This window comes from Amycolatopsis sp. NPDC051061 (assembly GCF_040682935.1).
Lineage (GTDB): Bacteria > Actinomycetota > Actinomycetes > Mycobacteriales > Pseudonocardiaceae > Amycolatopsis.
In genome coordinates this window covers 33,297-57,807 of record NZ_JBFBBZ010000054.1, presented here as the reverse complement: position 1 = coordinate 57,807, position 24,511 = coordinate 33,297, and the positions used below count along the sequence as shown (strand labels likewise).

Annotated in this window: 25 protein-coding genes; 11 read left to right on the top strand and 14 right to left on the bottom strand. The window is 70.9% G+C overall.

The genetic code is table 11. From position 1 onward, the window contains the following. Nucleotides 1-65: 65 nt before the first annotated feature. On the top strand, nt 66-1,118 hold the full coding sequence (locus tag AB0N03_RS43720) for an NAD(P)-dependent alcohol dehydrogenase (protein WP_364385747.1): 1,053 nt from the start codon (nt 66-68) through the stop codon (nt 1,116-1,118). Here the strand turns inward: AB0N03_RS43720 and AB0N03_RS43715 are convergent. Both AB0N03_RS43715 and AB0N03_RS43710 read right to left on the bottom strand, forming a co-directional pair. Next, entirely contained in the window at nt 1,102-4,548 is a 3,447-nt protein-coding gene (locus AB0N03_RS43715; RefSeq protein ID WP_364385744.1) for a ricin-type beta-trefoil lectin domain protein, read from the bottom strand. The genes AB0N03_RS43720 and AB0N03_RS43715 overlap by 17 nt on opposite strands. Nucleotides 4,549-4,640: 92 nt before the next feature. Beyond that, complete coding sequence (locus tag AB0N03_RS43710; protein ID WP_364385741.1) at nt 4,641-5,480, bottom strand: helix-turn-helix transcriptional regulator; 840 nt, start codon at nt 5,478-5,480, stop codon at nt 4,641-4,643. A 123-nt stretch (nt 5,481-5,603) separates the two neighbouring features. Here AB0N03_RS43710 and AB0N03_RS43705 point away from each other — a divergent pair, with 123 nt between their 5' ends. The 3 genes from AB0N03_RS43705 (at nt 5,604) to AB0N03_RS43695 (ending at nt 7,541) form a co-directional block, all read left to right on the top strand. Further along, the gene (locus tag AB0N03_RS43705) at nt 5,604-6,449 is read left to right on the top strand and encodes an oxidoreductase (RefSeq protein WP_364385738.1); all 846 of its coding nucleotides are present in this window, start codon (nt 5,604-5,606) and stop codon (nt 6,447-6,449) included. After that, complete coding sequence (locus AB0N03_RS43700; protein WP_364385735.1) at nt 6,446-7,096, top strand: SDR family NAD(P)-dependent oxidoreductase; 651 nt, start codon at nt 6,446-6,448, stop codon at nt 7,094-7,096. The genes AB0N03_RS43705 and AB0N03_RS43700 overlap by 4 nt, the downstream gene beginning before the upstream one ends. 73 nt (nt 7,097-7,169) lie before the next feature. After that, nucleotides 7,170-7,541, top strand: a complete 372-nt coding sequence (locus AB0N03_RS43695; RefSeq protein ID WP_364385732.1) for a cupin domain-containing protein — start codon at nt 7,170-7,172, stop codon at nt 7,539-7,541. A gap of 9 nt (nt 7,542-7,550) precedes the next feature. Here AB0N03_RS43695 and AB0N03_RS43690 read toward each other — a convergent pair whose 3' ends face one another. From AB0N03_RS43690 to AB0N03_RS43660, 7 genes are all read right to left on the bottom strand, one after another. Continuing rightward, on the bottom strand, nt 7,551-9,503 hold the full coding sequence (locus AB0N03_RS43690) for an acetoacetate--CoA ligase (protein ID WP_364385729.1): 1,953 nt from the start codon (nt 9,501-9,503) through the stop codon (nt 7,551-7,553). Nucleotide 9,504: 1 nt separating this feature from the next. Then, nucleotides 9,505-9,927: a hypothetical protein gene (locus tag AB0N03_RS43685; protein ID WP_364385726.1), complete on the bottom strand. Its 423-nt coding sequence runs from the start codon at nt 9,925-9,927 to the stop codon at nt 9,505-9,507. Next, nucleotides 9,908-11,062, bottom strand: a complete 1,155-nt coding sequence (locus AB0N03_RS43680) for a hypothetical protein (protein ID WP_364385723.1) — start codon at nt 11,060-11,062, stop codon at nt 9,908-9,910. Before AB0N03_RS43680 ends, AB0N03_RS43685 begins: the two co-directional genes overlap by 20 nt. A gap of 165 nt (nt 11,063-11,227) precedes the next feature. Continuing rightward, complete coding sequence (locus AB0N03_RS43675) at nt 11,228-11,830, bottom strand: malonic semialdehyde reductase (protein WP_364385720.1); 603 nt, start codon at nt 11,828-11,830, stop codon at nt 11,228-11,230. 28 nt (nt 11,831-11,858) lie between these two features. Next, on the bottom strand, nt 11,859-12,488 hold the full coding sequence (locus AB0N03_RS43670) for an NAD(P)-binding domain-containing protein (protein WP_364385717.1): 630 nt from the start codon (nt 12,486-12,488) through the stop codon (nt 11,859-11,861). A 1-nt stretch (nt 12,489) separates the two neighbouring features. Next, a complete protein-coding gene (locus AB0N03_RS43665) occupies nt 12,490-13,098 on the bottom strand; it encodes a VOC family protein (protein WP_364385714.1) in 609 nt (202 codons plus the stop codon). Further along, the gene (locus AB0N03_RS43660) at nt 13,098-13,955 is read right to left on the bottom strand and encodes a fumarylacetoacetate hydrolase family protein (RefSeq protein WP_364385711.1); all 858 of its coding nucleotides are present in this window, start codon (nt 13,953-13,955) and stop codon (nt 13,098-13,100) included. Before AB0N03_RS43660 ends, AB0N03_RS43665 begins: the two co-directional genes overlap by 1 nt. 88 nt (nt 13,956-14,043) lie before the next feature. On the opposite strand from AB0N03_RS43660, the gene AB0N03_RS43655 reads away from it, so the two are divergent. Continuing rightward, the gene (locus AB0N03_RS43655) at nt 14,044-14,517 is read left to right on the top strand and encodes a MarR family transcriptional regulator (protein WP_364385708.1); all 474 of its coding nucleotides are present in this window, start codon (nt 14,044-14,046) and stop codon (nt 14,515-14,517) included. Here AB0N03_RS43655 and AB0N03_RS43650 read toward each other — a convergent pair. Both AB0N03_RS43650 and AB0N03_RS43645 read right to left on the bottom strand, forming a co-directional pair. After that, a complete protein-coding gene (locus tag AB0N03_RS43650; protein ID WP_364385705.1) occupies nt 14,506-15,552 on the bottom strand; it encodes a HAMP domain-containing sensor histidine kinase in 1,047 nt (348 codons plus the stop codon). The two genes, AB0N03_RS43655 and AB0N03_RS43650, sit on opposite strands and share 12 nt — an antisense overlap. Before the next feature lie 17 nt (nt 15,553-15,569). Further along, nucleotides 15,570-16,229, bottom strand: coding sequence for a response regulator transcription factor (locus tag AB0N03_RS43645; protein ID WP_364385702.1), 660 nt, complete (start codon nt 16,227-16,229; stop codon nt 15,570-15,572). A gap of 101 nt (nt 16,230-16,330) precedes the next feature. On the opposite strand from AB0N03_RS43645, the gene mptB reads away from it, so the two are divergent. Both mptB and AB0N03_RS43635 read left to right on the top strand, forming a co-directional pair. Further along, complete coding sequence (gene mptB, locus AB0N03_RS43640; RefSeq protein ID WP_364385699.1) at nt 16,331-17,806, top strand: polyprenol phosphomannose-dependent alpha 1,6 mannosyltransferase MptB; 1,476 nt, start codon at nt 16,331-16,333, stop codon at nt 17,804-17,806. A gap of 18 nt (nt 17,807-17,824) precedes the next feature. Then, nucleotides 17,825-18,271: a helix-turn-helix domain-containing protein gene (locus AB0N03_RS43635; protein ID WP_364385696.1), complete on the top strand. Its 447-nt coding sequence runs from the start codon at nt 17,825-17,827 to the stop codon at nt 18,269-18,271. Here AB0N03_RS43635 and AB0N03_RS43630 read toward each other — a convergent pair. Beyond that, nucleotides 18,186-18,854: a response regulator transcription factor gene (locus AB0N03_RS43630; protein ID WP_364385693.1), complete on the bottom strand. Its 669-nt coding sequence runs from the start codon at nt 18,852-18,854 to the stop codon at nt 18,186-18,188. The genes AB0N03_RS43635 and AB0N03_RS43630 overlap by 86 nt on opposite strands. Then, nucleotides 18,851-19,957: a sensor histidine kinase gene (locus AB0N03_RS43625; RefSeq protein ID WP_364385691.1), complete on the bottom strand. Its 1,107-nt coding sequence runs from the start codon at nt 19,955-19,957 to the stop codon at nt 18,851-18,853. Before AB0N03_RS43625 ends, AB0N03_RS43630 begins: the two co-directional genes overlap by 4 nt. Nucleotides 19,958-20,242: 285 nt before the next feature. Between AB0N03_RS43625 and AB0N03_RS43620 the strand changes: the two genes are divergently transcribed. Next, complete coding sequence (locus tag AB0N03_RS43620) at nt 20,243-20,626, top strand: helix-turn-helix domain-containing protein (RefSeq protein ID WP_364385688.1); 384 nt, start codon at nt 20,243-20,245, stop codon at nt 20,624-20,626. 17 nt (nt 20,627-20,643) lie between these two features. Here the strand turns inward: AB0N03_RS43620 and AB0N03_RS43615 are convergent, their stop codons facing one another. Next, entirely contained in the window at nt 20,644-21,042 is a 399-nt protein-coding gene (locus AB0N03_RS43615; RefSeq protein ID WP_364385685.1) for a helix-turn-helix domain-containing protein, read from the bottom strand. Nucleotides 21,043-21,196: 154 nt separating this feature from the next. Between AB0N03_RS43615 and AB0N03_RS43610 the strand changes: the two genes are divergently transcribed. The 3 genes from AB0N03_RS43610 to AB0N03_RS43600 all read left to right on the top strand — a co-directional run bounded on the left by AB0N03_RS43610 (nt 21,197) and on the right by AB0N03_RS43600 (nt 24,412). After that, on the top strand, nt 21,197-21,856 hold the full coding sequence (locus AB0N03_RS43610; protein ID WP_364385683.1) for a response regulator transcription factor: 660 nt from the start codon (nt 21,197-21,199) through the stop codon (nt 21,854-21,856). A 112-nt stretch (nt 21,857-21,968) separates the two neighbouring features. Next, a complete protein-coding gene (locus AB0N03_RS43605; RefSeq protein WP_364385681.1) occupies nt 21,969-22,484 on the top strand; it encodes a hypothetical protein in 516 nt (171 codons plus the stop codon). A gap of 8 nt (nt 22,485-22,492) precedes the next feature. Further along, entirely contained in the window at nt 22,493-24,412 is a 1,920-nt protein-coding gene (locus AB0N03_RS43600) for a hypothetical protein (protein ID WP_364385679.1), read from the top strand. Nucleotides 24,413-24,511: the final 99 nt, after the last annotated feature.

The window sequence follows — 24,511 nt, the reverse complement described above, 5'->3', positions numbered from 1 at the left end:
TGCTTTTTCGGGCGGACGTGCTTACGGTGAAATAGACCGAACAGTCTGTTTGAAGAGGAGCCGACATGCGGGCAACCGTGGGATGGGGAGTGGACGGCGACGCCGCGACGCTGCGGCAGGTGCGTCTCGAACGGCGCGACCTGCGCCCGGACGACATCGCGGTCCGGATCGACTACTGCGGTGTCTGCCACACCGACGTCCACTCCCTCGACGCACATTCCGGCGGCCTTCTTGTGCCGGGCCACGAATTCACCGGCGTGGTGACCGAGATCGGCACCGAGGTCACGCGATTCGCCGTCGGAGACCCGGTCGCCGTCGGCAACATCGTCGACTCGTGCGGTGCGTGCGTCAGGTGCGAAGCCGGGCAAGAGAACTTCTGCCGCGAATTTCCCACGCTGACCTACGGCGGCACCGACCGCCGCGACGGCTCGACGACGGCGGGTGCCTTTTCCCGCGAATACGTCGTCCGCGACCGCTTCGCCTACCTTCTCCCCGCCGGTCTCGAACCGGCCGGCGCGGCTCCGCTGCTCTGCGCCGGGATCACCGTCTGGGAACCGCTGCACAGCCTCGGCGTGGGGCCGGGCACGCGGGTCGCCGTCGCCGGGCTGGGCGGGCTCGGGCACCTCGCGGTCAAGTTCGCCGTGGCCCTCGGGGCCGAGACCACGGTCATCAGCCGCTCGGCGGACAAGGCCGAGGACGCCCGCAAGCTCGGCGCCCACGGCGTCGTCGTCTCCACCGAGCCGGACCGGCTCGCTGCCGCCCGGGACCGGTTCGACGTCGTCGTGGACACCATCTCGGCGCCGCACGACCTCGGTCCGTACCTGCGGCTCGTCGCCATGGACGGCACGCTCAGCCAGGTCGGCCACCTCGGGCCGGTCACCGTGCAGACCATGGATTTGCTCATCGGGCGCAAGAAGCTCACCTCGGCCGGTAGCGGTGGCGTGCCGGCCACCGCCGCCATGCTGGCCTTCTGCGCCGAGCACGGCGTCACCGCGGACGTCGAGGTGCTGCCGTCGGCCCGGGTGAACGAGGCGTTCGACCGGTTGCGGCGCAACGATGTCCGCTACCGCTTCGTGCTGGACCTGGCGGACCTGGCCGGAGTCACGACCCCAGCGTGAACCGTTGCGCGGTGGTCGTGTTGCAGTCGTGGACCCGGAGCCGGTCGCCGGGCTTGCCAGCGTTGTCCGGATCGTCGAGGCAACGCCCCGAGCCGACGTTGCGCAGCGTCCCGTCCGCGCCCGACGTCCATTGCTGCGCGGCGGATCCGTTGCAGTCCCACAGCTGCACGGGCGTGGCGTTCGCCGTACCGCCGTTGACGACGTCGAGGCACTTTCCCAGCGTTCGCAGGGAATTGTCGGCCGGTGTGCTCCACCGTTGCGCGTCGGTGCCGTTGCAGCCGTACAACTGCACCGCCGTACCCGACGCGGGGGAGGCGTCGACGACGTCGGCGCAGAGCCCGGCCGGACCGGTGAGCGGCGCCGGTGGGAAGCGCCACGCCTGATCCGGGCCGGTGGCGCAGTCGGCGAGGCGCATCCCGTCCCCGGCCGCCGTCGCGGCCAGACAGCGGCCCGAATTCGTCAGCTGTCCCGCTGTCGTCAGGGTCCACGCCTGCGCGGCCGTTCCGTTGCAGGTGTAGAGCTGGACCGGCGTGCCCGCGGTCGTCGAGCCGCCGGCCACGTCGAGGCACTTGCCGAGGACCCGCACCGTGCGGCCGGTGGGCGGGGTGAACTGCTGCCCCGCCGAGTGGTCGCACGCGGCCAGCTCCAGCGCCGTGCCGTCGGCCGTCTGTCCGTTGTGGACGGCGAGGCACAGCCCGCCGCGGCCGTTCACCTGGCCCGCGGCCGGGTTGTCGGCGGCACTGCCGGTCACCGTGACCGTGTGCCGGGCGTTCGACGGCAGGCTCGCCGTGGTCACCGTGACCGTGCGGGAGTGGGCGTTGTACGACCACGCCGTCTCGGGCAGCCGCTGACCGTCGACCGAAACCGCGGTCGGCGCGGCGGAGTTCGCCAGCCGGAGGGTGTACGCCCGGGCAGGGGCGGCACCCGACGCCGGGTCGATGGTGAGCGTCTTGGCCGTGTCCTGCCAGCCGAACCGGGTCGTCGACGACGCTCCGGCACCTTCGCCCGAGTCTTCGTAGAGCGAGAAGGCCCCGTCGGCGCCCGCCGTCACGTTCAGCGTCAGCTGGTCGAGCGGGGCGGCCGCGTTGTCGACGTAATTGGTGCGCAGCGGGACGATGCCGCCCGCCTTGACGAGCACCGGCATCTCCGACAGCGGCTTGGTGATCGTCGCCGTCGACGGTCCGGTGTAGACGGTGCCGGTGAAGTAGTCGGTCCAGGTGCCCGGCGGGATCCACGCCGACACCGACCCGCCGGCCGCGGTGATCGGGGCGACGAGGACGTTGTCGCCGTACAGGTACTCCTGCGGGTGGGTGTAGGCCGCGTCCTGGTCCGGGTAGTCGAGGTAGAGCGGCTGAGCGATCGGCACGCCGGTCTGGTTCGCCTGGCGCGCCAGCGTGTAGGTGTAGGGAACGAGGGATTCACGCAGGCGCAGGAACTTCTCCGCGCTGTCGCCCGCCGCGCCGGGATAGTCCCACGGCAGCCGGTCGCCGTGGTCGGAGTGCAGCCGGTCGACCGGCTGGAACGTCCCCAGCTGCAGCCACCGCGCGTAGAGCTCGTCGGGCAGGTGACCGCCGTGGAAGCTGCCGATGTCGTGGCTGACGTTGCTGAGCCCGGCGGCCGCCTCGTCCGGCGTGAAGTGGGCTTCGTAGGCGAGCATGTCCCAGCTCATCGGGGTGTCACCGGTGAACTGGAGCGTGTTGCGGCGCTCCGACCACGGGCCGAGTGGGTAGCTGCTGTGGATGCCGCCCTGCTCGGCCCCGCCGATGCGCCCGAAGGAGAACCCGCGCAGGCCTTGGGCGGCCGCGTGGTCGGCGTAGGCCTGGTTGATGAAGTTGTCCGGCGCGACGCCCGGGTCGGAGGCGGTCGAGCGGCCGCAGCCGGTGCAGTAGTCCAGCCACCACGTCCGGACGCCCTGGGCGTCGAAGGGCTTGTGCAGGTCGAAGTAGGAGCGCAGGTGCGCCGGGTTCGACCAGTCCCAGACGTAGCTCCCGCCGTCGGGGATCAGTCCGCCCGCGGTCGCGTTGGCCGCCGCGAACCGCGGGTCGTTGCCCGCGATGGACGTGTGGACGTTGAGCGAGACGGCCAGACCTTGTTGCTTGGTCCAGTTCAGGAAGCCCTGGGGATCGGGGAACAGCGCGGAGTTCCAGTTCCAGCCGTTCCACTGCGAGGGCGATTTCCAGTCCGTGTCGACGACCAGCCAGTCGATCGGGGTGAACGTCGAACGGAACTTCGGCAACAGCGTCGTGCGGTAGTCGTTGTCGGAGTAGGCGAAGTAGCGGGAGAACCAGACGCCGTAAGCGGAACGCGGCAGCAGCGCCGTGCCGCCGGTGAGCGCGTTGAGGTCGGCCAAGCCGCGCTTGAAATCCTTGCCGTAGCCGAAGAAATAGCCGTCCTGATACGGCTGCGCGCCGTGCGACGGCCGGTCCGTGACCGTCCGGTCGGCGTTGAGCACGGCCGAGCGGGTGTCGTCGAGCAGGTACCAGCCGTCGCGGTCGAGCAGGCCGGGGTGCTCGGGGGTCGGGACGGCTTCCGGGTTGTCCAGCGACCGGTCCCAGCCACCCAGCACGGACTTCGGCCCCGCGCCGTAAGCGGTGGTGAGCAGCGAGGTGTCGGCGGCGGGGTAGCTCGCCGCGGCCGTGGTGACGGCGAGGCTGTCGAGGTTGACGTTGCCCGAGTCGCCGGACTTCCGCTCGACGCGCACGCTGTTCGTCCCGGCGTTGAGCGGGATCGTCACCGACGCGGTCGCCCAGGTGTCCCAGGACGACGTCGCCGGCAGGGTGAACCTCGGGCCGGGGGCGCCGTTGACGGTGGTGGACAGCGTGCGCGCGGTGGTCTGGCCGTCGCCGCCTTGGGCGTTCGCGTACCGGACCGTCAGCTTGTACTGCCCGGCCGACGGCACGGCGGAGACGTCCTGCGCGAGCGACGCGCCGACGGAGGTGTACCCGGCGAGGAAGCCCGAGCCGGTGCGTCCGGCGTGGTCGTAGGCGGTGGCCGCCGAGCCGCCCGGGAGGCCGTTTTCGGCTTCGCACGCCGTGCCGAAGACGCAGTAGGACGGGAACAGCGGAGTCGCGGTGACGTTCGTCGTCGTCAGCTGGACGGAGGTGTTGTCCCGGGTGAACGGACCGCTGCCCTGGCGGTACCGCAGCGTGAGGTTCGCGGTCCGGATCTCGCGGAAGCCGCCGCTCACCGTGGTCGTGTAGCTCGGCGCGGCGAAGGACCGGTTCACGGCGGTGAAGGTGGTCTGGTCCTGGAAGCGGTCGTCGCCGGCGTACTCGAGCCGGATCAGCGTCGGCGTCAGCACCTCGAACCGGGCGTGGCCGTCCTGGATGACCGCTTGGTCGGCGAGCGGGGCCGGCGCGTCCTGCGCGGCCGCGGTTCCCGCGACCGTGATCAGGATCGCCGTCATCAGGGGAATCGTCTTCAGCGACATGTGCACTCCTCGCCCACGCTCCGAGCCCGGCGCAACCACTGTCAACGTTGTCCACAAGACAAGTCAGCCGCCGAATGCAGCATCCCTCCGCGTCAGCCGGTGAGTTCCTGGGTGCCCAGCACGGTGACCAGTGCCAGCCGCTCGGCGTCGGCGGAGCCCGGCTCGGCGGTATAGACCATGATGCGCTGGTCACTGCCCGCGACGGTGAGCATGTCGCAGTCCAGGGTCAGCGGTCCCACCCGCGGGTGATCGACGATCTTGTGCGCGGACTCGTAGTGATCGACCGCGCCGGAGTCCCAGAGCTCGCCGAACCGGTCGCTGTTCGCGCGCAGCTCGGCGACCAGCCGCCGCAGCTGCCGGTCGGCGGGGTAGCGGCCCGCGGCGGCGCGCAGGTCGGCGACGAGGCTGCGTTCCATGGCCCGCCTCGACTCCGGCGTGTGCCGGACCCGGGTGCCCGGGCCGAGCAGGTTGCGCCACACCGCGTTGCGTTCGTGCCCGCGCCACCCGGACGGGTCGCCCAGCAACGCCGCGTACGGCGGGTTGGCGACCAGCAGCGTCCAGCACGCGTCGAACACCGCGACCGGCGTTCCGGTGAGCCGGTCGAGCAGGCGCTGGACGCTCGGCGTCAGGTAGGCGGGCACCGCGTCCGGGCCGGGCGGGGCCAGCTCGGCCAGGTGGAACAGGTGTGCCCGCTCGACCCGGGACAGCCGCAAGGCCCGGGCGAGGGTCTCGACGACCTGGGCCGAAGGGTGGGACGCCCGCCCCTGTTCGAGACGGGTGAGGTAGTCGGCCGAGATCCCGGCCAGCATGGCCAGCTCCTCGCGCCGGAGGCCCGCCGCGCGCCGGTGCCCGCCGGCGGGCAGGCCGACGGCGTCCGGGGAGGCGCGGTCGCGCCAGCGTCGCACCGCCTGCCCGAACTGGGGATTCGCCATGTCCGCCAGTGTGCGCCGCCCGCGCCGGATCTGCCTGGTACCGCCAGTCCCAGGAAGACGGGACGACTGGCAGCCGCCGGCCGCCGGACCGAACCTGGGGCCAGGAAGAGAAAAGGAGTTCTCATGACACTCACCGAATCCCCGGTCTGGTTCATCACCGGCTGTTCGACCGGCCTCGGCCGGGCGCTGGCCACGTACGTGCTGGAGCGCGGCTGGCGGGCGGCGGTCACGGCCCGCGACCCGCGGACGGTCGCCGACCTCGTCGACCGCCACGGCGACCGGGCCGTGGCCCTGTCCCTCGACGTGACGAATCCCGGGCAGGTCGCCGACGCGGTCGAGCAGGCGGAAGCGGTCTTCGGCCGGATCGACGTCCTGGTCAACAACGCCGGTTACGGCTACCTGGCCGCCATCGAAGAAGGCGACGACGCCGAGGTCCGCGCGCTGTTCGACGCGAACGTGTTCGGTCTGGTCGAGGTCACCAAGGCCGTGCTGCCCGGCATGCGCGCCCGGCACTCCGGTCACGTCGTCAACATCTCCTCGCTCGGCGGGTTGGCCGGGTTCGGCGCGACCGGCTACTACCACGCGACGAAGTTCGCTGTGGAAGGCTTGTCGGAGTCCCTGGCCGCCGAGGTCGCGCCGCTGGGCATCGGGGTGACCATCGTGGAGCCCGGCGCGTTCCGCACCAACTGGTCCGGGCCGTCGATGAAGCAGTCCCCGATCCGCATCGACGACTACGCCGAGACCGCCGGCAAGCGCCGGGAAGCGACGCTGGCCACTTACGGCAGCCAGCCCGGCGACCCGGTCCGTGCGGCCGAGGCCATCGTGACCGTGCTCGAAGCCGAAGAGCCGTCGTTGCGGCTGCTGCTCGGCACGGCCGCCCTGAAGGTCGCCCGGGGGAAGCTCGACTCCCTGCAGCGCGACTTCGCCCGGTGGGAAGACCTCAGCAAGAGCACGGAGGTGACGGAATGACGACGCTCGCGATCCTCGGCGCCGGAGCCGGTCTCGGCCTGGCGACGGCACGGAAGTTCGGCGAAGCCGGCTTCGGCGTCGGGCTCGTCGCCCGCCGTCAGGACAAGCTGGACGGCCTGGTCCGGGAGCTGGCCGGCGAGGGCGTCACGGCGACCGGCGTCGCCGCGGACGCCCGCGACCCGGAGGGCACCGCCGCCGCGCTCGACCGCATCGCCGACCGGCTCGGGCCGGTCGACGCGCTGCTGTTCAGCCCGCTGCCGTCCCTCGGCTGGATCAAGCCGGTCACCGAGACGAGCCCCGAGGACCTGCGTGCCTCCCTGGAGCTCAGCGTCGTCGGGGCCGTCGCAGCGGTGAACGCCGTGCTGCCGGGCATGCGCCGGCGCGGGCACGGCACGGTGCTGTTCACCACAGGAGGCGGCGCCATCGCGCCCCAGGCCGCGCTGGCGAGTTCCGGCATCACGTATGCGGCCGAGGTCGCCTACGCCAGGATGCTGCACGAAACCGTCGCGGCCGACGGCGTGCACGTGGCGCACACGGCCGTCGTCGGCGCGCTCGGCGCGGGGCTCAAGCACGAGCCGGCGAAGGTGGCCGACGTCCTGTGGCGGCAGCACCGGGACCGCGGCGCGTTTCAGGCCGTTGTGGACTGAGGGCGCAGGATCCCTGCGAATTCTGACAGTTCTGTGGTGGCCGTGAGGCCGGTGATCGGGAGATGCTGAACTCATGACGAATATCGAGCAGATGGGCAAGGTGAATCTGGCCGCGGCGGCCGCGGACCTCACGGAGTTCTGGTCCCAGCGGGTGCTCGCCGAGGCGAACGGCAACCTGTTCAAGGTCGCGAAGGGCGTCGGTTCGACGAACTGGCATTCACACGAGGACCAGGATGAGACGTTCCTGGTCCTGTCGGGCCGTATCACGATCCAGCTCAGGGACCGTGATGTCGAGCTCGGGTCCGGCGAGCTGTTCGTCATCCCGCGCGGGGTCGAGCACTGTCCGGTGGCGGAGGATGAGGTGCGGTTTCTTATCATCGGACCGGACGTCACGTCGAACGCGGCCGGCGGCAAGCCCGAGTGGAGCTACGCGAAGGCCGACTGAGCCGCGGCGTCATCGTCGTCGTGCGTAGGCCGTGAACTGGGCCAGAGCGGCGAAGTCGTCGACGGCGTCCCGGCTGACGACCTCGTCCAGGGAGTGCCCCTGGATGAGGCGCTTGACCGGTACCTCCAGCCGCTTTCCGGTCCGGGTGTGGGGCAGGGCGCGCACGGCGATGACGTCGTCGGGCACGTGCCGCGGTGACGCCTCCGCCGCGATCGCCGCCTTGATGCTCGCCGTCAGCTCCGCGGAGAAGCCCGCGCCCTCGGCCGGCACCGCGAACAGCACCAGCCAGTAGCCGCCGTCGGCCAGCTCGGCGCCGATGACCAGGGATTCGGTGATCGCGGGCAGTTTGTCGACCACGGTGTAGATTTCGGCGCTGCCCAGGCGTACGCCGTTGCGGTTGAGGGTGGAGTCGGAGCGACCCGAGATGATCACCGAGCCGTGTCCGGTGGTGCGCATCCAGTCGCCGTGGCGCCAAACGCCCGGATAGGGGGAGAAGTAGGCCTCACGGTAGCGGCGGCCGCCGGGGTCATTCCAGAAGTACAGCGGCATCGACGGCATCGGCTTGGTGACGACGAGTTCGCCGACGCCGTCGTCCACCGGCTGCCCGGACTCGTCCCACGCCTCGAGCGCGACCCCGAGCAGCGGTGCGGAGATTTCGCCGGCCCAGACCGGAGTTGTCGGCGCGCTGCCCGCGAACCCGCTGACGACGTCGGTGCCGCCGCTGGTCGAGGCGACCTGGACGTGCGGCCCGATCTCGTCGCGGACCCAGCGGTAGGACGGCGCGGGCAGCGGCGCCCCGGTGACCCCCAGGGTGCGCAGCCGGGACAGGTCGAGGTCCCGGGCCGGGTGCGTGCCCGCCTTGGCGTTCGCCTGCAGGTAACCGGGACTGACGCCGAGCACGGTGACGCCCCGCTCGGCGGCGATGCGCCACAGGCGCAGGGGATCCGGGTGGGTGGGACTGCCGTCGTAGAGGACGATCGGCGCGCCCACGAGCAATGCCGACACGAGGAGGTTCCACATCATCCAGTTCGGGGTGGTGTACCAGAACAGCGGTCGGCCGGGCCCGGCGTCGAGGTGCAGGGCGAGCAGCTTGAGATGTTCGAGCAGCACGCCCCCGTGGCCGTGCACGATGCCTTTGGGCACCCCGGTCGTCCCGGAGGAGAAGAGAACCCACAGCGGCGCCTCGAACTCGACCGCGGTGAATTCGAGCTCGGCCGCCTGGGTGCTCACCTGGTCCCAGGTGACGTCGGCTCGGGGCCCGGTCTCCGTTCCGAGATGCGGGACGTGGACGGTGGCACGCAGCGTCGGCAGCCCGTCCCGCAGGGCGGCGACCTCCGTGCGGCGGTCGTGACCGCGCCCGTTCCACTGGTATCCGTCGGTGGCGAACAGCACGACCGGTTCGAGCTGCGCGAAACGCGCGATCGCCCCGGTGGCGGCGTAGTCGGGTCCGCAGGCCGACCACACGGCGCCGACGCTCGCCGTGGCCAGGAAGGCGACCAAGCCGGGCGTCGTGGTGGGCAGGTAGCCGACCACCCGGTCGCCCTCGCCGACGCCGATGCCGCGCAGCCAGTGGGCGACGGAGGCGACCTGAGCGCGTAGCTGTGCCCAGGTGGTGGTGGTCGTGTCGCCGTTCTCGTCGATCGCGGTCACGGCGACGGTATCCCTTGTGGACGGCTGGTCGCCGTGGCGCAAGGCGTGCCGGGCGTAGTTCAGCCGGGTGCCGGGAAACCAGCGGGCACCGGGCATCGAGCTGCCGGCGAGCACGGCTGCCGGCCGACCTTCGGCCTCGACGTCGAAGAAGTCCCACACCGCGGCCCAGAACTCTTCGAGGTGATCGACCGACCACCGCCACAGCTGCGAATAGGTCTCGGACGACCGGCCGAGGTGCGCGGTGAAGCGGGCGAGGGCCGAGCCGGCCACCAGGTCCGGGTCAGGGCACCAGACGGGCGCGTACGCGGCCACGTCAGCGGATCTCGAACCGGTTGTCGAACAGGTCGACGCTCAGCCGCAGCGCCCCTTCGCTGAGCTGCCACCCGTGTACCGAATTCACGCGCAGACCCTTGCTGTGGAACGGCTCGGTCTCGGCGATCCGGCGGGCGTGGTCCAGGAACCGGCTCGGACGATCGCCGTGCCGCTGCCGTTCCATTCTTCGTCGCACCGGTTGGGACCGGACATGGACAGCGCACCGGTCCGCTCCTGGTGGCGCAGCCACAGGGCGTGCTCGCGCAGGTGCGGCAGCAGGTGGTCCGATCGGCGATTCGACCGGCTCGATCATGTCCATCCGGATCATGTACAGCTGGACCTGCCGCAGGTCCGGGAGCAGTTCCTCGAGCGTCCGGCCGTCGCCGTGCGGATCGAAGGTCAGGTCATCGGACGCGTCGGTCATCGTCGGTCCCTTCGTCGAGGTCGAGGAGGTACTTTTCGCCGGTCGCGCGCCGGCTGATGGCGCGCAGCGTTTCGGGATCGGTGACGGCGGACAGCGGCACGGTGCGGGTGTAGCGGCTGGCGAACGTCGTGCCGATCTCGTCGACGGCGCGGCGCCTGAGCCGGGCGGCTCGCTCGGGTCCGATCCGCTCGAGGAACGAGAACACCAGCCAGCCGCCGATCGACCAGGTGAACCCGAAGCGGCGCTCGACCGTGATCGGGCTGGGGTCGAGACCGCCGTACGAGTAGACCTTCTTGGGCACGGTCGTCCCGTAGCGGGGGCCGTGAGGGAAACCGGCGCCGCCGCGGATCGCGGCCTGCTCCATGGCCGAGAGGATGTCCGCGGCCAGTGTCCCGCCGCTGACGGCGTCGAAGGCCAGCGTCGCACCGGTCGCGTGCAGTGCCTCCACCAGCTCGTCGAAGAAGGCGGGGGAGGACGTGTTCAGCACGTGGTCCGCTCCGAGCGAGCGCAGCAGCTCGACCTGGTCGGGCCGTCGCACGATGTTGACCAGGCCGATGCCCTCGGCGAGGCAGAGCCGCTGCAGCATCTGCCCGAGGTTGGACGCGGCGGCGGTGTGGACGAGGGCGGTGAAGCCCTCTTCCCGCATCGTTTCGACCATGCCGAGCACCGTCAGGGGATTGATGAGAGCGGCAGCGCCCTGCGCGGCCGGGACGTGCTCGGGCAGGGGCACGCTGTCGCGCGCCCGGGCCCGCACGTACCGGGCGAAGGTGCCGGTACCCATCAGGCTGACGACCCGGCCGAGCAGGTCGCGGGCGGCGGGGCCGGCGGCGACGACCCGGCCGGCCCCCTCCAGCCCGAGCGGGCGGGCCACCCCCAGCGTGGCCGGATCGACCTCGGCCGCGTCCGGCACCCGCAGCAGCACGCTCGCGTCCCCCCCGGGCTGTGCTGTGGCGGGGTCCGCCGGGCCGAGCATCGATCCGATGTCGGAGGGGTTGATCGGCGCCGCCAGCATCCGGACGACGATGTCGTCGGAGTCGATCGGTCGGGGCAGCTCGACTTCGCGGACGGACACCTCGACCTGGTCCGCCGATCGGCGGGTGCTCAGCAAGGCGTGGTTGCGGTCTTTCGTGGTCATGGTCCTCCTCGGGGTGCCCGGCCGCGGCCCACCGACCGAGGACGGCGGTCGTCGGCTCCTCGTGCCGGCGCAAGGTCGCGACGGCGAAGTCCCGGACCGCCGTCCGTGGTCAGGTATGCGACGGGTGAAGATCCGTCGACGCGGCGCGGGTGACCGAGTCCGGCGCTAAACCCACTGCAGCGCGTCGTCGTGCTCCAGGCGTGGCAACCGCTCGAACCACGGGTTTTCTCCCGGGTGCCCGATGTTGACGACCAGGATGGAGCGGAAGCGCCCGTCCGGGAAGAATTCGGCATTGACGCCGGCCGCGTCGAAACCCGCCATGGGCCCGGCCGCGAGCCCGACCGCGCGGATCGCGAGGATGAAGTAACCGGCCTGCAGGGTCGCGTTGAACGTCCCGGTCCCGTCGCGCATCGTTTCGTTGGCCGCGAACACCTCCTTCAGCTCCGGCTTGAAGGGCAGGAGCGCCGGGATGTACTCGTGGAACCGCGTGTCCATGGCCAGTACCGCGACCGCGGGCGCGGACTGGGTCTTCGCCTGGTTTCCCTCGGTCAGGTGCTTGACGAGCCGGTCCCGACCTTCTCCCGGACGAACGAACAGGACACGCAGGGGCTGGGTGTTGGCAGACGTGGGTGCCCACTTGGCCAGCTCCCAGATCTCCGTCAGCTCCGCGTCGCTCACCGGCGTGTCCGCGAAGCTGTTCGCGGTCCGGGCGCCGGTGAACAACACCTCCTTGGCTTCCGGATCCAATCGCTTGAGGACGGCGTTCATCTTGGTTTCCTTTCCTGGCAAAGATTGCTTACGACCGGCCGTTCAGGCCGACCGGATGGGGCACTTCCTCACGGACCGCGTGCAGGCCCGTCAGCGGGCCGTCGACCTGCATGAGCCGCCCCATCGTCAGCGGTCCGAGGTCCACCGGCGCGAAGCCGAAGTCGTCGACGACCGCGCGGAAGCCGGACTTCGCGCCGGCGTCGTCGCCGGCGTAGAAGAGGATCCGGCGGCCCGCCGGGGTGACCGGGTCGGCGGCGATGACCGGCCCGTAGAGGTTGTCGAACGCCTTGATCACGTGAGCGTCCGGTAGCAGGGAAGCGACGAACTCGCTGCCACCGACGTCCAGGACGTCGAGGACGGCGGCCGGTGGCGGGTCCGCCCACTGGTTGGTCGCGTCGATCAGGATTCGTCCCGGCCGCGACGGCAGCGCCGCCAACGCCTCGCGCACGCGGCGCCAAGTCACGGCGAGAATGACGAAATCGGCTTCGCCCGCCTCGGCGATGGTGCCGGCGGAGGCGCCCCGCCCGAGCCGTTCGACCAGCTCAGTCAGGGTGTCCGGTCCCCGGCTGTTGCTGAAGACCACTTCGTGGCCCGCTTTCAGCGGGTGGGTGGCGATGGCCTGGGATAGCGTCCCGGCTCCGATCATCCCGAACTTCATGTCAGTACACCTCCGGCAGGAGGATGTCGGCGGGCGGGTTTTCCGGGGTGTACTTGCCCGAGCGGGCGTTGGCGTGGATCTCGTCGTGGGGCACGCCCTGTGCGCGCGCCTCGACCAGCTTGTCCGAGTCGAACCACACGCCGGTGGAGTTTTCGGCGAACTCGCGCGAGGCCCACATCCACTCGGTGGAGACGTGCCAGTCGCCGAACAGGTCGACCTGGATCTCCACGCCGTTTCCCTCGGGATCGGCGTAGTACATCGACATGGTCATGCCGTGGTCGAGGCACATGAACGGGAGGATTCCCTCGTCCTTGAGCCGCACGTAGTTGTCGAGCCACTCGTCGAACGCGGCGTATTCGAACGCGGTGTGGTGCAGGCCGGCACTGGTCGGCTTGTCGACCGGCTTCTTGGTCTTCGGGTGCGTGAGCAGTGCGATCCGGTGGTTGGCCTCGTCGTTGGTCAGCCAGGCGGCGCCGTCGCTGTAGTGGACCGGGGTCAGGCCGCAGACCAGCTCGTACCAGGAAGCCATCTCGTCAAGCTTGAGCGTGAGGAAGGTGGCGTGGTGCAGCTTCGGCGCGATGATGGGGCGGCGCTTGCGAGGGTTCGGCATCAGGCACGCACCCGTCGCTCGACGAAGGTCGTCGTCAGTTCGCCGATCCGGTCGATTTCGCTGCGCAGTACGTCGCCCGGAGCGAGGAACCGGGGTGGGCGGCGGGCGATCCCGACCCCGGACGGGGTGCCGGTGAAGACGAGGTCACCGGGCAGGAGCGTGACGACGTCGGACAGGTACGCCACCAGCTGCGGGATGGTGAACACGAGATCGTCGCTGCGGCCGTCCTGCACCAGTTCGCCGTTCACCCGGCACCGCAGGCCGAGGTCGTGCGGATCGCCCACCTCGTCGAGGTCGGCCACGACCGGTCCGATGGGCGAGAAGCCCGGAAAGGACTTGCCCAGCCCGAGCTGCGGGCTCGCCTTCGGCCGCATCTGTACGTCGCGGTCGGAGATGTCCTGTCCCACCGTGAATCCCGCGATCGCCTGCCACGCGTCGGCTTCGGCGATCCGGTGGCCACCGGTGCCGATCACCACGACGAGCTCGACCTCCCAGTCCACCTGCGACCCGGTGATCTCCACCTGCGCGACGGGCCCGGTGACGGAGCTCGGGAACTTGGTGAACACCATGGGGGTCTCCGGGATCGGCCAGCCGACCTCCGCCGCGTGCGTGCGGTAGTTGGTGCCGAGCGCGAACACCTGCCGCGGCGCCGGAACGGGGGCGCCCAGCTCGGCGACATCGAGCGCATCGGTGAACGCGTCGTCGCGCTGCTCCGCGGCCCACGCGGTCAGCTCCGGCCACCGGGCGTAGGCCTCACCCGGCTCCGGCGAGAACCGGCCGTCGCTCGCCTTGCCGACGTCGAGCACCCGCCCGTCACGGACGAGATGAAGTCGTCCCGAGACGTTCGCGACCTTCATGCTGCCTCCCTGCCTATTTGGTTAACGTGTTAACTCGAAGCTACGCCGCAACTTGTTAACGTGTCAACCAGATGGGTAGAGTGGCGGTATGACCGAGGTGCGGTGGCTGGACGAACGGGAACAGCGGGCCTGGCGCAGCCTGATGGCGATGCAGGAGGGCCTGGCGGAGTTCATCGACCGGCAACTCCGCCACCGCTGCGGTCTGTCCCACGCGGACTACCAGGTGCTGGCCCACCTGTCGGAGGCGGCCGACCCGTTGCGGTCGTTCGAGCTCGGCCGGCTGCTGCACTGGGAGAAGAGCCGCCTGTCCCAGCACCTGACCCGGATGGAGAAACGCGGCCTGGTGCGCCGCGAGCGGTGTCACACTGATCAGCGCGGCGCGGTCATCGCCATCACCGCCGAGGGCACCGAGCTGATCGAGGCGGCGGCGCCCCGGCACGTCGCCGACATCCGTGAGGTGGTCGTCGACCACCTCACTCCGGCCGAACTCGAAGCGCTCGCCGCCATCGGCGACAAGGTGCGCGAACGGCTGGAGGCGCAGGACCAGCCGTCAGCCGGCTGACTCGGGTCGGGGGAGGACCACGTCGACCCGCAGGCCGCCGTCCTCGCCGGGGACCGCCGACACCCGCCCGTGGTGCGCGCTCGCGATCGAGTGCACTATGGACAGTCCGAGCCCGGCGCCGTCGCGGTGGCTCGTGCGGTCGGCGGCCAGGCGGCGAAACGGCTGGAACAGCGAGTCGGCCGATTCCGCCGGCACGCGCTCGCCGGAATTGCGCACACTCAGCGCCGGGTCGCCGCCGACGACCACCTCGACCCAGCCGCCGGCCCGGTTGTACTTGATCGCGTTGTCCACCAGGTTGGCGATCAGCCGATCCAGCAACACCGGATCACCGGGCACGCTGCGCTCCGCCGAGTCGCACCGCAGGGTCAGCTCGCTTTCGGCCAGCCGCTCGGCGTACCGGGCGAGGACCGCGTCCACCAGCTCGTCCAGCCGCACCGGCACCGCGGCGGGCAGCCCCCGGTCCGCCTCGGCCAGCACGAGCAGCCCCTCGATGAGCCGGTCGTTGCGTTCGTTGACCGCCAGCAGCTGCGTCGCCAGCCGCCGCACGTCTTCGCCGCCCCCGGTGACCACCGCGACTTCGGCGAGTGTCCGCTGCACCGCGAGCGGGGTCCGGAGCTCGTGCGACGCGTTCGCGGCGAACCGCCGTTGGCCCTCGAAGCCGATGGCCATGCGGTCGAGCATCCCGTTGACCGCGGCGGCGAGCGCGCGCACCTCGCCGTCGGTCTGCTCCAGCCGCATGCGCTGACCGAGGTTCCGCGGCCCCAGCTGCTCGATCGTGGCCGCGAGGTCCGGCAGCGGCCGCAGCACCCAGGACGCCAGCGGACGGCGTACGACCATCGCCAGGACGACCAAGGCGACGAGCGGCAGGAGCCACAGGATCCCGCCCGCCACGCTGTGGCAACCGGTACCGCGTGGGCACAAGTCGTTGCTCACGAACGTGCCCAGCACGACTCCCAGTGCCCTGATGACCGGGTACGCCAGGGCCAGGGTGGCGAGCAGGACACCGAGGACGACCAGCTCGACGCGGCCGCGCACCGACGCCCGGGCGCGCCTCAGGTACCCAGCCGGTAGCCCGCTCCGGGCACGGTGTGGATCACCGGCGGCGCGCCGAGCTTCTTCCGCAAGGTCATCACCGTGACCCGCACCGTGTTCGTGAACGGGTCGGCGTGCTCGTCCCATGCCTTCTCCAACAGCTCTTCCGGGCTGACGACCCGTCCCTCGGCCCGCAGCAGCACCTCGAGGACGGCGAACTCCTTGGGGGACAACGGCAACGGCCGGCCCTCCCGGGACGCGAACCGCTTCGCCGGGTCCAGTTCGACGCCGTCGCGTTCGAGCACCGGCGGCAGCGCCGGCCGGGCGCGCCGGGCCAGCGCGTGCACCCGGGCGACGAGCTCGGCGAAGGCGAACGGCTTGGTGAGGTAGTCGTCCGCGCCGAGGCCCAGCCCGTCGACCCGGTCGCGGATGCCCGCGGCGGCCGTGAGCATCAGCACGCGGGTCTCGCCGTCGCCGCCGGTGATCTTCCGGCAGACCTCGTCGCCGTGCACCAGCGGCAGATCGCGGTCGAGCAGCACGACGTCGTACCGGTGGACCGCGACGCGTTCGAGCGCGGCGTCGCCGTCGTAGCAGACGTCCACCGCCATGCCCAGGTGCCGCAGCCCCTCGGTGATGGAGTCGGCCAGCATCCGCTCGTCTTCGGCCACCAGTACGCGCATGGTTTCCCTCCCCACGAGCCTCAGTAGAACGCCGGACGGATAAAGGCCGGATAAACGCCGATTTTACCGGCCCGTGAGCGGCCCCTGACTAGACCTGCCCCATGATCTTCGCCGGAAAGAGCGCGTTGGGAATCGGCGGTTCCGTGCTGGTCTCGCTCGGGGCGTTCGGCGCGGGTGCGACGCCCCGCGATCCCGTGCTGTTCAGCGCTTGGCCGGCCGGGAACGGCCGGGTGCTCGCCACCGCGGTGCTGTACGTCGGCCTTGCCTTGCTGCTGGGGGACTGGGTCCGAATGGGACACTCGGTGCGGGCGGGCCGGACGAACGCGCGCGAGGTCGTGCGGGCGGCGTGGCTGTGGTGCGTCCCGCTGCTCTGCGCGCCGCCGTTGTTCAGCACCGATCTGTACACCTACCTCGCGCAGGGTGCGGTGGCGCACGCCGGACTCGACCCGTACACCCACGTTCCCGCGGAAGTTCCCGGCGCGATCACCGAGAGCGCCGCCGGCGGGTGGATGTCCATCCCGTCACCGTACGGGCCGCTGCAGATCCTGATCGTGAAGTCCGTGCTCGCGGTGACCGGTGAGAACGTCGTCCTCGGCGCGTTCCTGACCCGGCTGACGATGGTCGCCGGGCTGGCGTTGCTCTGTTTCGCCTTACCGGTCCTGTGCCGTCACCTCGGCGCCCGGCCGGACCGTGCCTTGTGGATGACGGTGGCGAATCCGTTGACGGTGCTGGTCGTGGTGTCCGGTGGGCACAACGACCTGCTCATGGTCGGACTGCTCGCGGCCGGGACGGCGCTGGTGCTCACCGGCGCGCCGGAGCTGGGATTCGCGTCGGTCGCGCTGGCTGCCGCGGTGAAGGCTCCGGCGGCGGTGGCGTTGCCGTTCCTGGTGTGGGTGTGGGCGGCGCGACGGTCGGGCGGGCGGCCTTCGCCGCGAAGCCACTTCGTCGTGTTCGCGGCCTCGGTGTCCATTGTGGTCGCTACCTTCGGGTTGTGCTGCGTCGCCGCCGGCGTCGATCTCGGCTGGATCCGGGCGTTGAGCGCCAACTCGGTGCTGGAACCGTGGCTGTCGCTCCCGACCGCGCTCGGGAAGATCTGCGGGCTGGTCCTGCCCGGTTCCGCGGTCGCGACGTGCCGGCGAGCCGGCTGGGTCGTCCTCGCCGGCGTGGTGACGTGGCTGTGGTGGCGTTCCCGCGCGGGGGGAGCGGCTGCGGTCCGCGGAGCCGCGGCCGCGCTGTTCGCGACGGTGGTGCTCGCGCCGGTGTCGCTTCCCTGGTACTTCACGTGGCCGTTGGTGCTCGGGGCGGCGACCGCGTGGCCGACGTCGCGCGTCGCGGTCGCGGCCGCCGCCTCGACGTGGCTGGTGGTGAGCACCCACCCCGACGGGAAGAGCCTGCTGCCGTGGTGGGGGTTCGGGGTACTCGCGGTGGTCTCGATCGGCGTCGGCGTGCTGACGGCTCTGGGGCCCCGGGCTGCCCGTACTGAAGCCAGGGTGGCAGGTTCCTTGCGGTTTTTGACGGTCGGACGTCTTTCCGCGCCCACGAGACCCGGCGACGATGGCGATCGAGTCCGCGCGTGACCGTCGTCGGGAGGCTTCTTGGCCAGCGTCAGTGACACCCGGCGGCCGAGTGCGCATGGTGCGTGCGCGCCCGGCCGCCCGTGCCGTGCGTTGTCCGACCTGTTCGGTACCAAGTGGACGGTGCTCGTCATCGGCGTGCTCGAGGACGAGCCGCTGCGGTTCGGTGAGCTGCGGCGCCGGCTGGCCCACGTCAGCCCCAAGGTGCTGGCGCAGACGCTGCGGCGGCTCGAGCGGTACGGTCTGGTCGATCGCACGATCTATCCCGTCGTGCCGATGCGCGTCGAGTATGCGCTGACGCGGCTGGGGCGCAGTGCCGCGGAGCCGCTCGACGCGCTGTGGACCTGGGTGGGTTCCCATGCCGGCCGGCAGCCTGAGCCGGTCACCCCGCCGAGGGCACGACCAGACCGGATTCGTACGCCGCCACCACGGCCTGCGCCCGGCTGCTCAGCTCCAGCTTGCCCATGATCCGCTTGACGTGGGTCTTCACCGTTTCCGCGCTGAGCGTGAGCCGGTCCGCGATTTCGGTGTTGCTGAGCCCGTGGCCCACCAGGTGCAGCACTTCCGTCTCCCGGCTGGTCAAGGCGGCCAGGTGGTCGCGTCGGTACTTCGACGGCCGGTGGTACTGGGCGAAGGTTTCGATCAGGCGCCGCGTGATCCGGGGCGACAGCAGGACGTCGCCGGCCGCGACGGAGTAGACGGCGGCGATGATCCGGTCGGCGGGCGTGTCCTTGAGCAGGAAGCCGGCGGCCCCCTCGCGCAGCGAGGTGTAGACGTACTCCGAGACGTCGAAGGTGGTGAGGATGATGATCCGCGGTGGCCGTTCGTTGTCGCGGCTCAGGATCTGCCGGGTCGCGGAAATCCCGTCGAGGCCGGGCATCCGTACGTCCATGAGCACGACGTCCGGCCGGCTGGTGGCGGCCAGGGCCACCGCGTCGAGTCCGTTCGCGGCGTCGGCGACCACGTCGATGCCCGGAGCGGCGTCGAGCAGCGCCATCAGTCCCGCCCGGACCAGCGGCTGGTCGTCGGCGACCAGTACCCGGATCGTCATGCGCTCTCCTCGATCGGCAAGCACGCCACGACGGCGAAGCCACCACCGGGCCGTGGTCCGGCGTCGAACGTACCGCCGTAGAGGTCCGCGCGCTCGCGCATCCCGTGGATGCCGTACGACGACGGTCCACTTTCGACTCGGGAGCCGGCGCCGTCGTCAGTGATCGAGACCTCGAGGTACCGGCCGTGGTAGGCGATTTCCACGCGCGCCGACGCCGGGCCCGCGTGCTTGAGGACGTTGGTCAGCGATTCCTGGACGATCCGGTAGGCGGAGATCGCGACGCCGGGCGGAACGGGTCTCGACCGGCCCGTCACCACGAGGTCCACGGGGAGGCCCGCCGCCCGCACGCGCTCGACCAGCCCCTGCACTTCCTCGAGGCCCGGTTGCGGGGAGAGGTCGATCTTGTCGTCGTCGTCGTCGAGCCGGAGCACGTCCAGCAGCCGCCGCATCTCCAGCAGCGCTTCCCGGCTGGTCTCCTCGACGGTGGTGACGGCCGCCCGGGCCTTCGGCCGGTCGCTGTCGAACACGTAGCCCGCCAAGCCGGCTTGCAGGGAGATCACCGACATGTGGTGCGCGACGACGTCGTGCAGCTCCCGCGCGAGCCGGACGCGTTCGTCGGCCGCGGCGCGGCGCGCGTTTTCGGCCTCCTGCCGCACCCGCTGCGCCCACCGCTTGGTGCTTTCGCCGAGCACCCACGCGCCGAGCAGCACCAGCGTGGTCTCGATCAGCTTGGGCAGCGTCAGGTCACCGGAGGGCGCCAGGAACGAGGGGACGAAGCAAAAAGCGGACAGGAGCCACATCGCGCCGGCGACCGAGGTGGCGCGCATGGTCCCCACGGTGAACACCGCGAGCAGCAGGCCGATGCCCGCGTTCGGGAGTTCCGCGGATTCCAGGGTGGAATACGCGGTCACCGCACCGGCGATCGTCACCATGACGGCGATCGGGGCGACCTGACGCAGGACGAGCGGGGCGACCGTCAGGATCCCGAGGAGGTAGACGACCCAGCCCCCGCCCGGGCGGGCGGCGACGTTGGCGATGGTGAGGGCCACGAGGGCCGCGGCGATCAGGCCGTCGAGCACGGGGGCGGGGAGCTTGGCGCGCACACCGTCACGGTAGCCGAACGGCGGCCGACCTCCCGGCGGCGAGGATGCCTACCCCCAGAGGGGTACGGCCGGATCCCCATTTCGTAGGACGCCCGGCCGCGAGAATTTTCTTATTGTCGCCGAAGAGGGAGATTCACATCATCGCGGCCACTCGGTCGCCACGGTCCACCGTGTGACGTCACTACGTTCAGCGTCACTTTAGTGGCCGTGCCCCCGCTTTGGCAATACGACCGGATTTGCCGATGTGTTCGCTGTCAACGTTGTCCACGAAGTTCGGGAGATTCGATGAGTAGCACTTGTGAGGCCACCGGAGCCGCCGTCGGCGGGGCGCCGGAGGAGGCTCGTCTTCGCACCCTGGTCAGCTTGTTCACGAACAAGTGGTCGGCGTCGGCGATCGGGGCGCTGGAAGACGGCGCCCTCCGGTTCGGCGAGCTGCAGCGCCGGCTGCGGGGGGTGAGTCCCAAGGTGCTCACCCGGACGCTGCGGAGACTCGAGGAATTCGGGCTCGTGAACCGGGTCGTCTACCCGGACATCCCCCTCCGCGTCGAATACTCGCTGACCGAAGTCGGACGCGGTGCCGCCGGTCTGTCGCGAGACCTGCGGAACTGGGTCGACGAGAACATCGACGAGATGGTGCGCCCCTCGCCGGATCCCGATGCGGATCGATGACGGGCACCCTCCGGCCGCTAGCCGAACCCGGCTTCTCCGGTCGCCTCCGACCGGGACGGCGCCGAGGTCTTGTCGATGTTCCGCTCGACCCAGTCGCGAACCGCCGCGAGCGGGACGGCGGCGCTCATCCCCAGCTCGCTCAGGGAATACTCGACGTGCAACGGGACGGACGGGTAGACCACGCGTTTCAGGATCCCGTGTTCTTCCAGCCGTCGCAGGGTTTGCGTGAGCACCTTGGGACTCACGCCCTGCAGCCGCCGTCGAAGCTCGCCGAAGCGCAGAGGGCCGTCTTCGAGCGCGCCGATGGCGAGCGCGGACCACTTGTTCGCCAAGAGGTCGAGCATGGCCCGGCACGGGCACTGGGCTTCGTAGACGTCGTGGGTCCGGTGTCGTCCGGTCTCGCAAACACTGGTCATCAGGTTTCCTCCCCCGCCAAGATACGTTCGAGGGTGTAGTTACCCGCAAGGGTCACGACTCTCCGGGAGAGAGTGGCCAGTGTGGACACCCCGGTTCCCGGTGGGGATCAACGACCCTTGAAAGTAAGTGCCCGGCCGGTGCTAGTTTGCGTCGGTGGTTCATCCGCTTCACGGCGCCGGGATCGGCCGGGAGTTCGCGAAATCGACTCGTGTCGCCGTCACCGCGAACGATCCGCTGACGCACGCCGGACTTGTGTCGTACCTCGAGTCGTCGTCGCGTGTGGTCGTCTCCCGAGGCGACTACGCGAGCGTGGACCTGGTGGTGGTGGGTGTCGAGCGGTTCACCGAAGCCACTTTCGATGTGCTGCAGCGGATATCCGCCCGGACGGGCGCGCCCGTCCTGCTCGTCGCCGATGACGTCAGCGGGTCGCAGCTGCTCAGGGCGGCGCGGTATCGCGCGTTCGCCGTCGTGCCGCGGTCCGTCGACGCGGAAGGACTGCTCCGGGCGGTGGAGGTGGTGGTCGCGGGTGGTGGTTTCCTGTCCGCGGCCCTGCTCGGTGACCTGCTGAAGGACGTCGGCCGGTACCAGTCGGAAGTGCAGCCGAGGTCGGGCTCGCACCGGTACCGGCTCGGGCACCGCGAAATCGAAGTCCTCCAGCTGCTGGCGGACGGGTTCGGTACCCGGATGGTGGCCGAGAAGCTGGCCTGCTCCGAGCGGACCGTCAAGAACGTGGTGTCGAAGGTGAAGCAGGAACTCGGTGTCCGGAACCGGGCGCACGCCATCGCGTTTTCCTTGCGAGCCGGGCTGATCTAGCGCTACCCGATAGGACAAGCTTCGCGATCTTTCGGGCCTGCGGTCCGGATAAACGGCTTCCGGCCGTCCGGCGCCGCTAACGTCCGAACCGACCGGGAAAGGAACCGTGGTGATGACCGACGACCTGGCAATGGCCCCCAGCGGCCGGGAAGCGGCCGATCTCGTCCCCGCCTCGCGGGATGATGTGACGGCCACGCCGAAACTACTGGATGAATTGACGCCGGAAAGCCAGGCGCTCAGCCCGGCTCTCGTGGCTCTGACCGGTCTCGCGGGGACCGAGATGAAGCAGCTCGCCGAAAGCGGCGGCTTCGCGGTGGACGAGACCACGGGCGACCGGCTGATCGAGGCGCTCGAAGGCGTGCTCGAGACGGTGGAATCCCGTTGGGCCACGCTGCAGCGGTTGCACGACGCCCCGGCGATGAGCCGGACCCCGACCGGGCAATGGGTGGCCGCGCGGATGGTCGGCACCGCGGCCGACGAGCACGGCTTGCTCACCCAGCTGCAGGCGGCGCGGCAGGAGTTCCCGACCTACATCGAGGCCATCGAGCTGGCCAAGCGGAACTACCAGTCCCGGGACGAGGACACCCGCGCGGTGCTGACCTCGCTCCCGGCCGCCGACCAGAGCTGAGGGAGACCGTGGCGACCACCACCGGCCGGCTCGATCCGGCGTTGCGCGACGAAGACCTTTCCCTGCGCGAGGTCGGCGACCTGCCTCGCACGCTGTGGGGCAACGTGAGTCACGAGCAGATGACCGAGGCCATCACGCAGGACGCCGACCCGGCGACTGTCGCGGAGATGTCGGACGAGTGGGTGCGGGTCGGCGACGACCTGGGCACGCACCGGAAGACCCTGACCGACGCGATCGACGAGAGTGTCGGGAACTGGCAGGGCGAGGGCGGCAACGCGGTTCGCGAGCACCTCGCCGGCGTCGGCCGGTGGCTGGGCGCGACCGCGCAGGGCGCGACGCTCACCGGCCGGCAGCAGGAGATCCACTCGCAGGCGCTCGACGAGACCCAGCGGCAGATGGCGGCGAACCCGCCGGTGCAGTTCGACCTGCAGAGCACCAATCAGCGGTTGATGTCGATGACCGACCCCGTGGAATACGCGGCCGTGGCGGGCGAGGCCGTGCAGGCTTATCGCGCGCAGCAAGCCGCGCGCGAGCACGCGGCGCAGATCATGACGCAGTACGACCGGACGATCGCCGGTGCGGTCGCGACGCCGATGTTCCCGCCCCCGCCCAAGCTTCCTTCGACGGTCGCCGCGGCGACGCAGGGTGGCGTGGCCGGTGGTGCGCGGCCGTTGACGGCGTGGTCGTCGGGTGATAGCTCGGCGGGGTTCGAGGGTGTGGGTGGTGGCGTGGCCGGTGGTGCGCGGCCGTTGACGGCGTGGTCGTCGGGTGATAGCTCGGCGGGGTTTGAGGGTGTGGGTGGTGGCGTGGCCGGTGGTGCGCGGCCGTTGACGGCGTGGTCGTCGGGTGATAGTTCGGCGGGGTTTGAGGGTGTGGGTGGTGGCGTGGCCGGTGGTGCGCGGCCGTTGACGGCGTGGTCGTCGGGTGATAGTTCGGCGGGGTTTGAGGGTGTGGGTGGTGGCGTGGCCGGTGGTGCGCCGCCGTTGACGGCGTGGTCGTCGGGTGACAGTTCGGCGGGGTTTGACGGTGTGGGTGGTGGCGTGGCCGATGGCACGCGGCCGTTGACGGCCTGGTCCACCGGAGCGACGTCCGCGGGCGAGAGCGCAGCGGCGTTCGACGGCCTGGGCGGCGCGGGCGTTCCCGGAACGCCGGGTGCTGGAGCCGGAAGCGGCGGCGTTCCTGGTGGTTCCGATGTGGACCGTGCCGGGTTCGCGGGTGGCCGCATTCCCGTCGGCGGCTCCCAAGTGGGCAGTAGCGGTGTGGCGCCGACCGGTTTCTCCGGCGCCGGCGCTCCGTCGAGCTTCAGCCCGCCGGACCTTTCCCGCGGCAGCGGTTTCAGCGGCGCCAGAATCCCTGGATCTTCGGTCCCGGGCCTCGACAACTCGACGACGTCGTCCGGCTTCACGCCCTCCGGGATCGAGGGCATCGAGAGCACCCAGGGGAGCGGAGGTGGCGGCGGGATCGGCTACGCGCCGATGCCGTTGAGCATCCCCGACACGTCCGGTGGCGGCGGCGTCCGCGGCGGCGGCCCGCCCACCGGTAGCGGATTCGCCACGCCCGGCATCGACCCGATCACGGGTTTGCCCGCCGGTACCGCCGGTACCGGCGGGATCATCGGCGGAGCCGGCACCGGCGCGGCCGGCGGCGCGAACGTCCGTGGCGCGGGGAACCTGAGCGGCGGTGCGGTGTCCGGTCCGGCCGTCGACGCCGAAGCCGCGGCAGCGCGTGGCGCGCAGTCCGGACGCGGCGCGCCCGGCGCGTCGGGCACTCCGGGGATGGGCGCCATGGGAGCCGGTGCGAAGAAGGAAGACGACAAGGAGCACAAGGTGGCCAGCTTCCTCGAAAGCGGTGACCCGGACTACTTCGCGGGTGACCAGGTGGTGGCGCCTCCGGTGATCGGCGACTGGACCGACGCGGACTGGAAATGATCGCGAACGGGCCGCTCGGACAGCCCGAACGCCATGCCGCGGACAGGATCGAGCAGGATCCCGGACAGTCCCGGCTGCCTCCGGGGCGGCGGAGCTGCC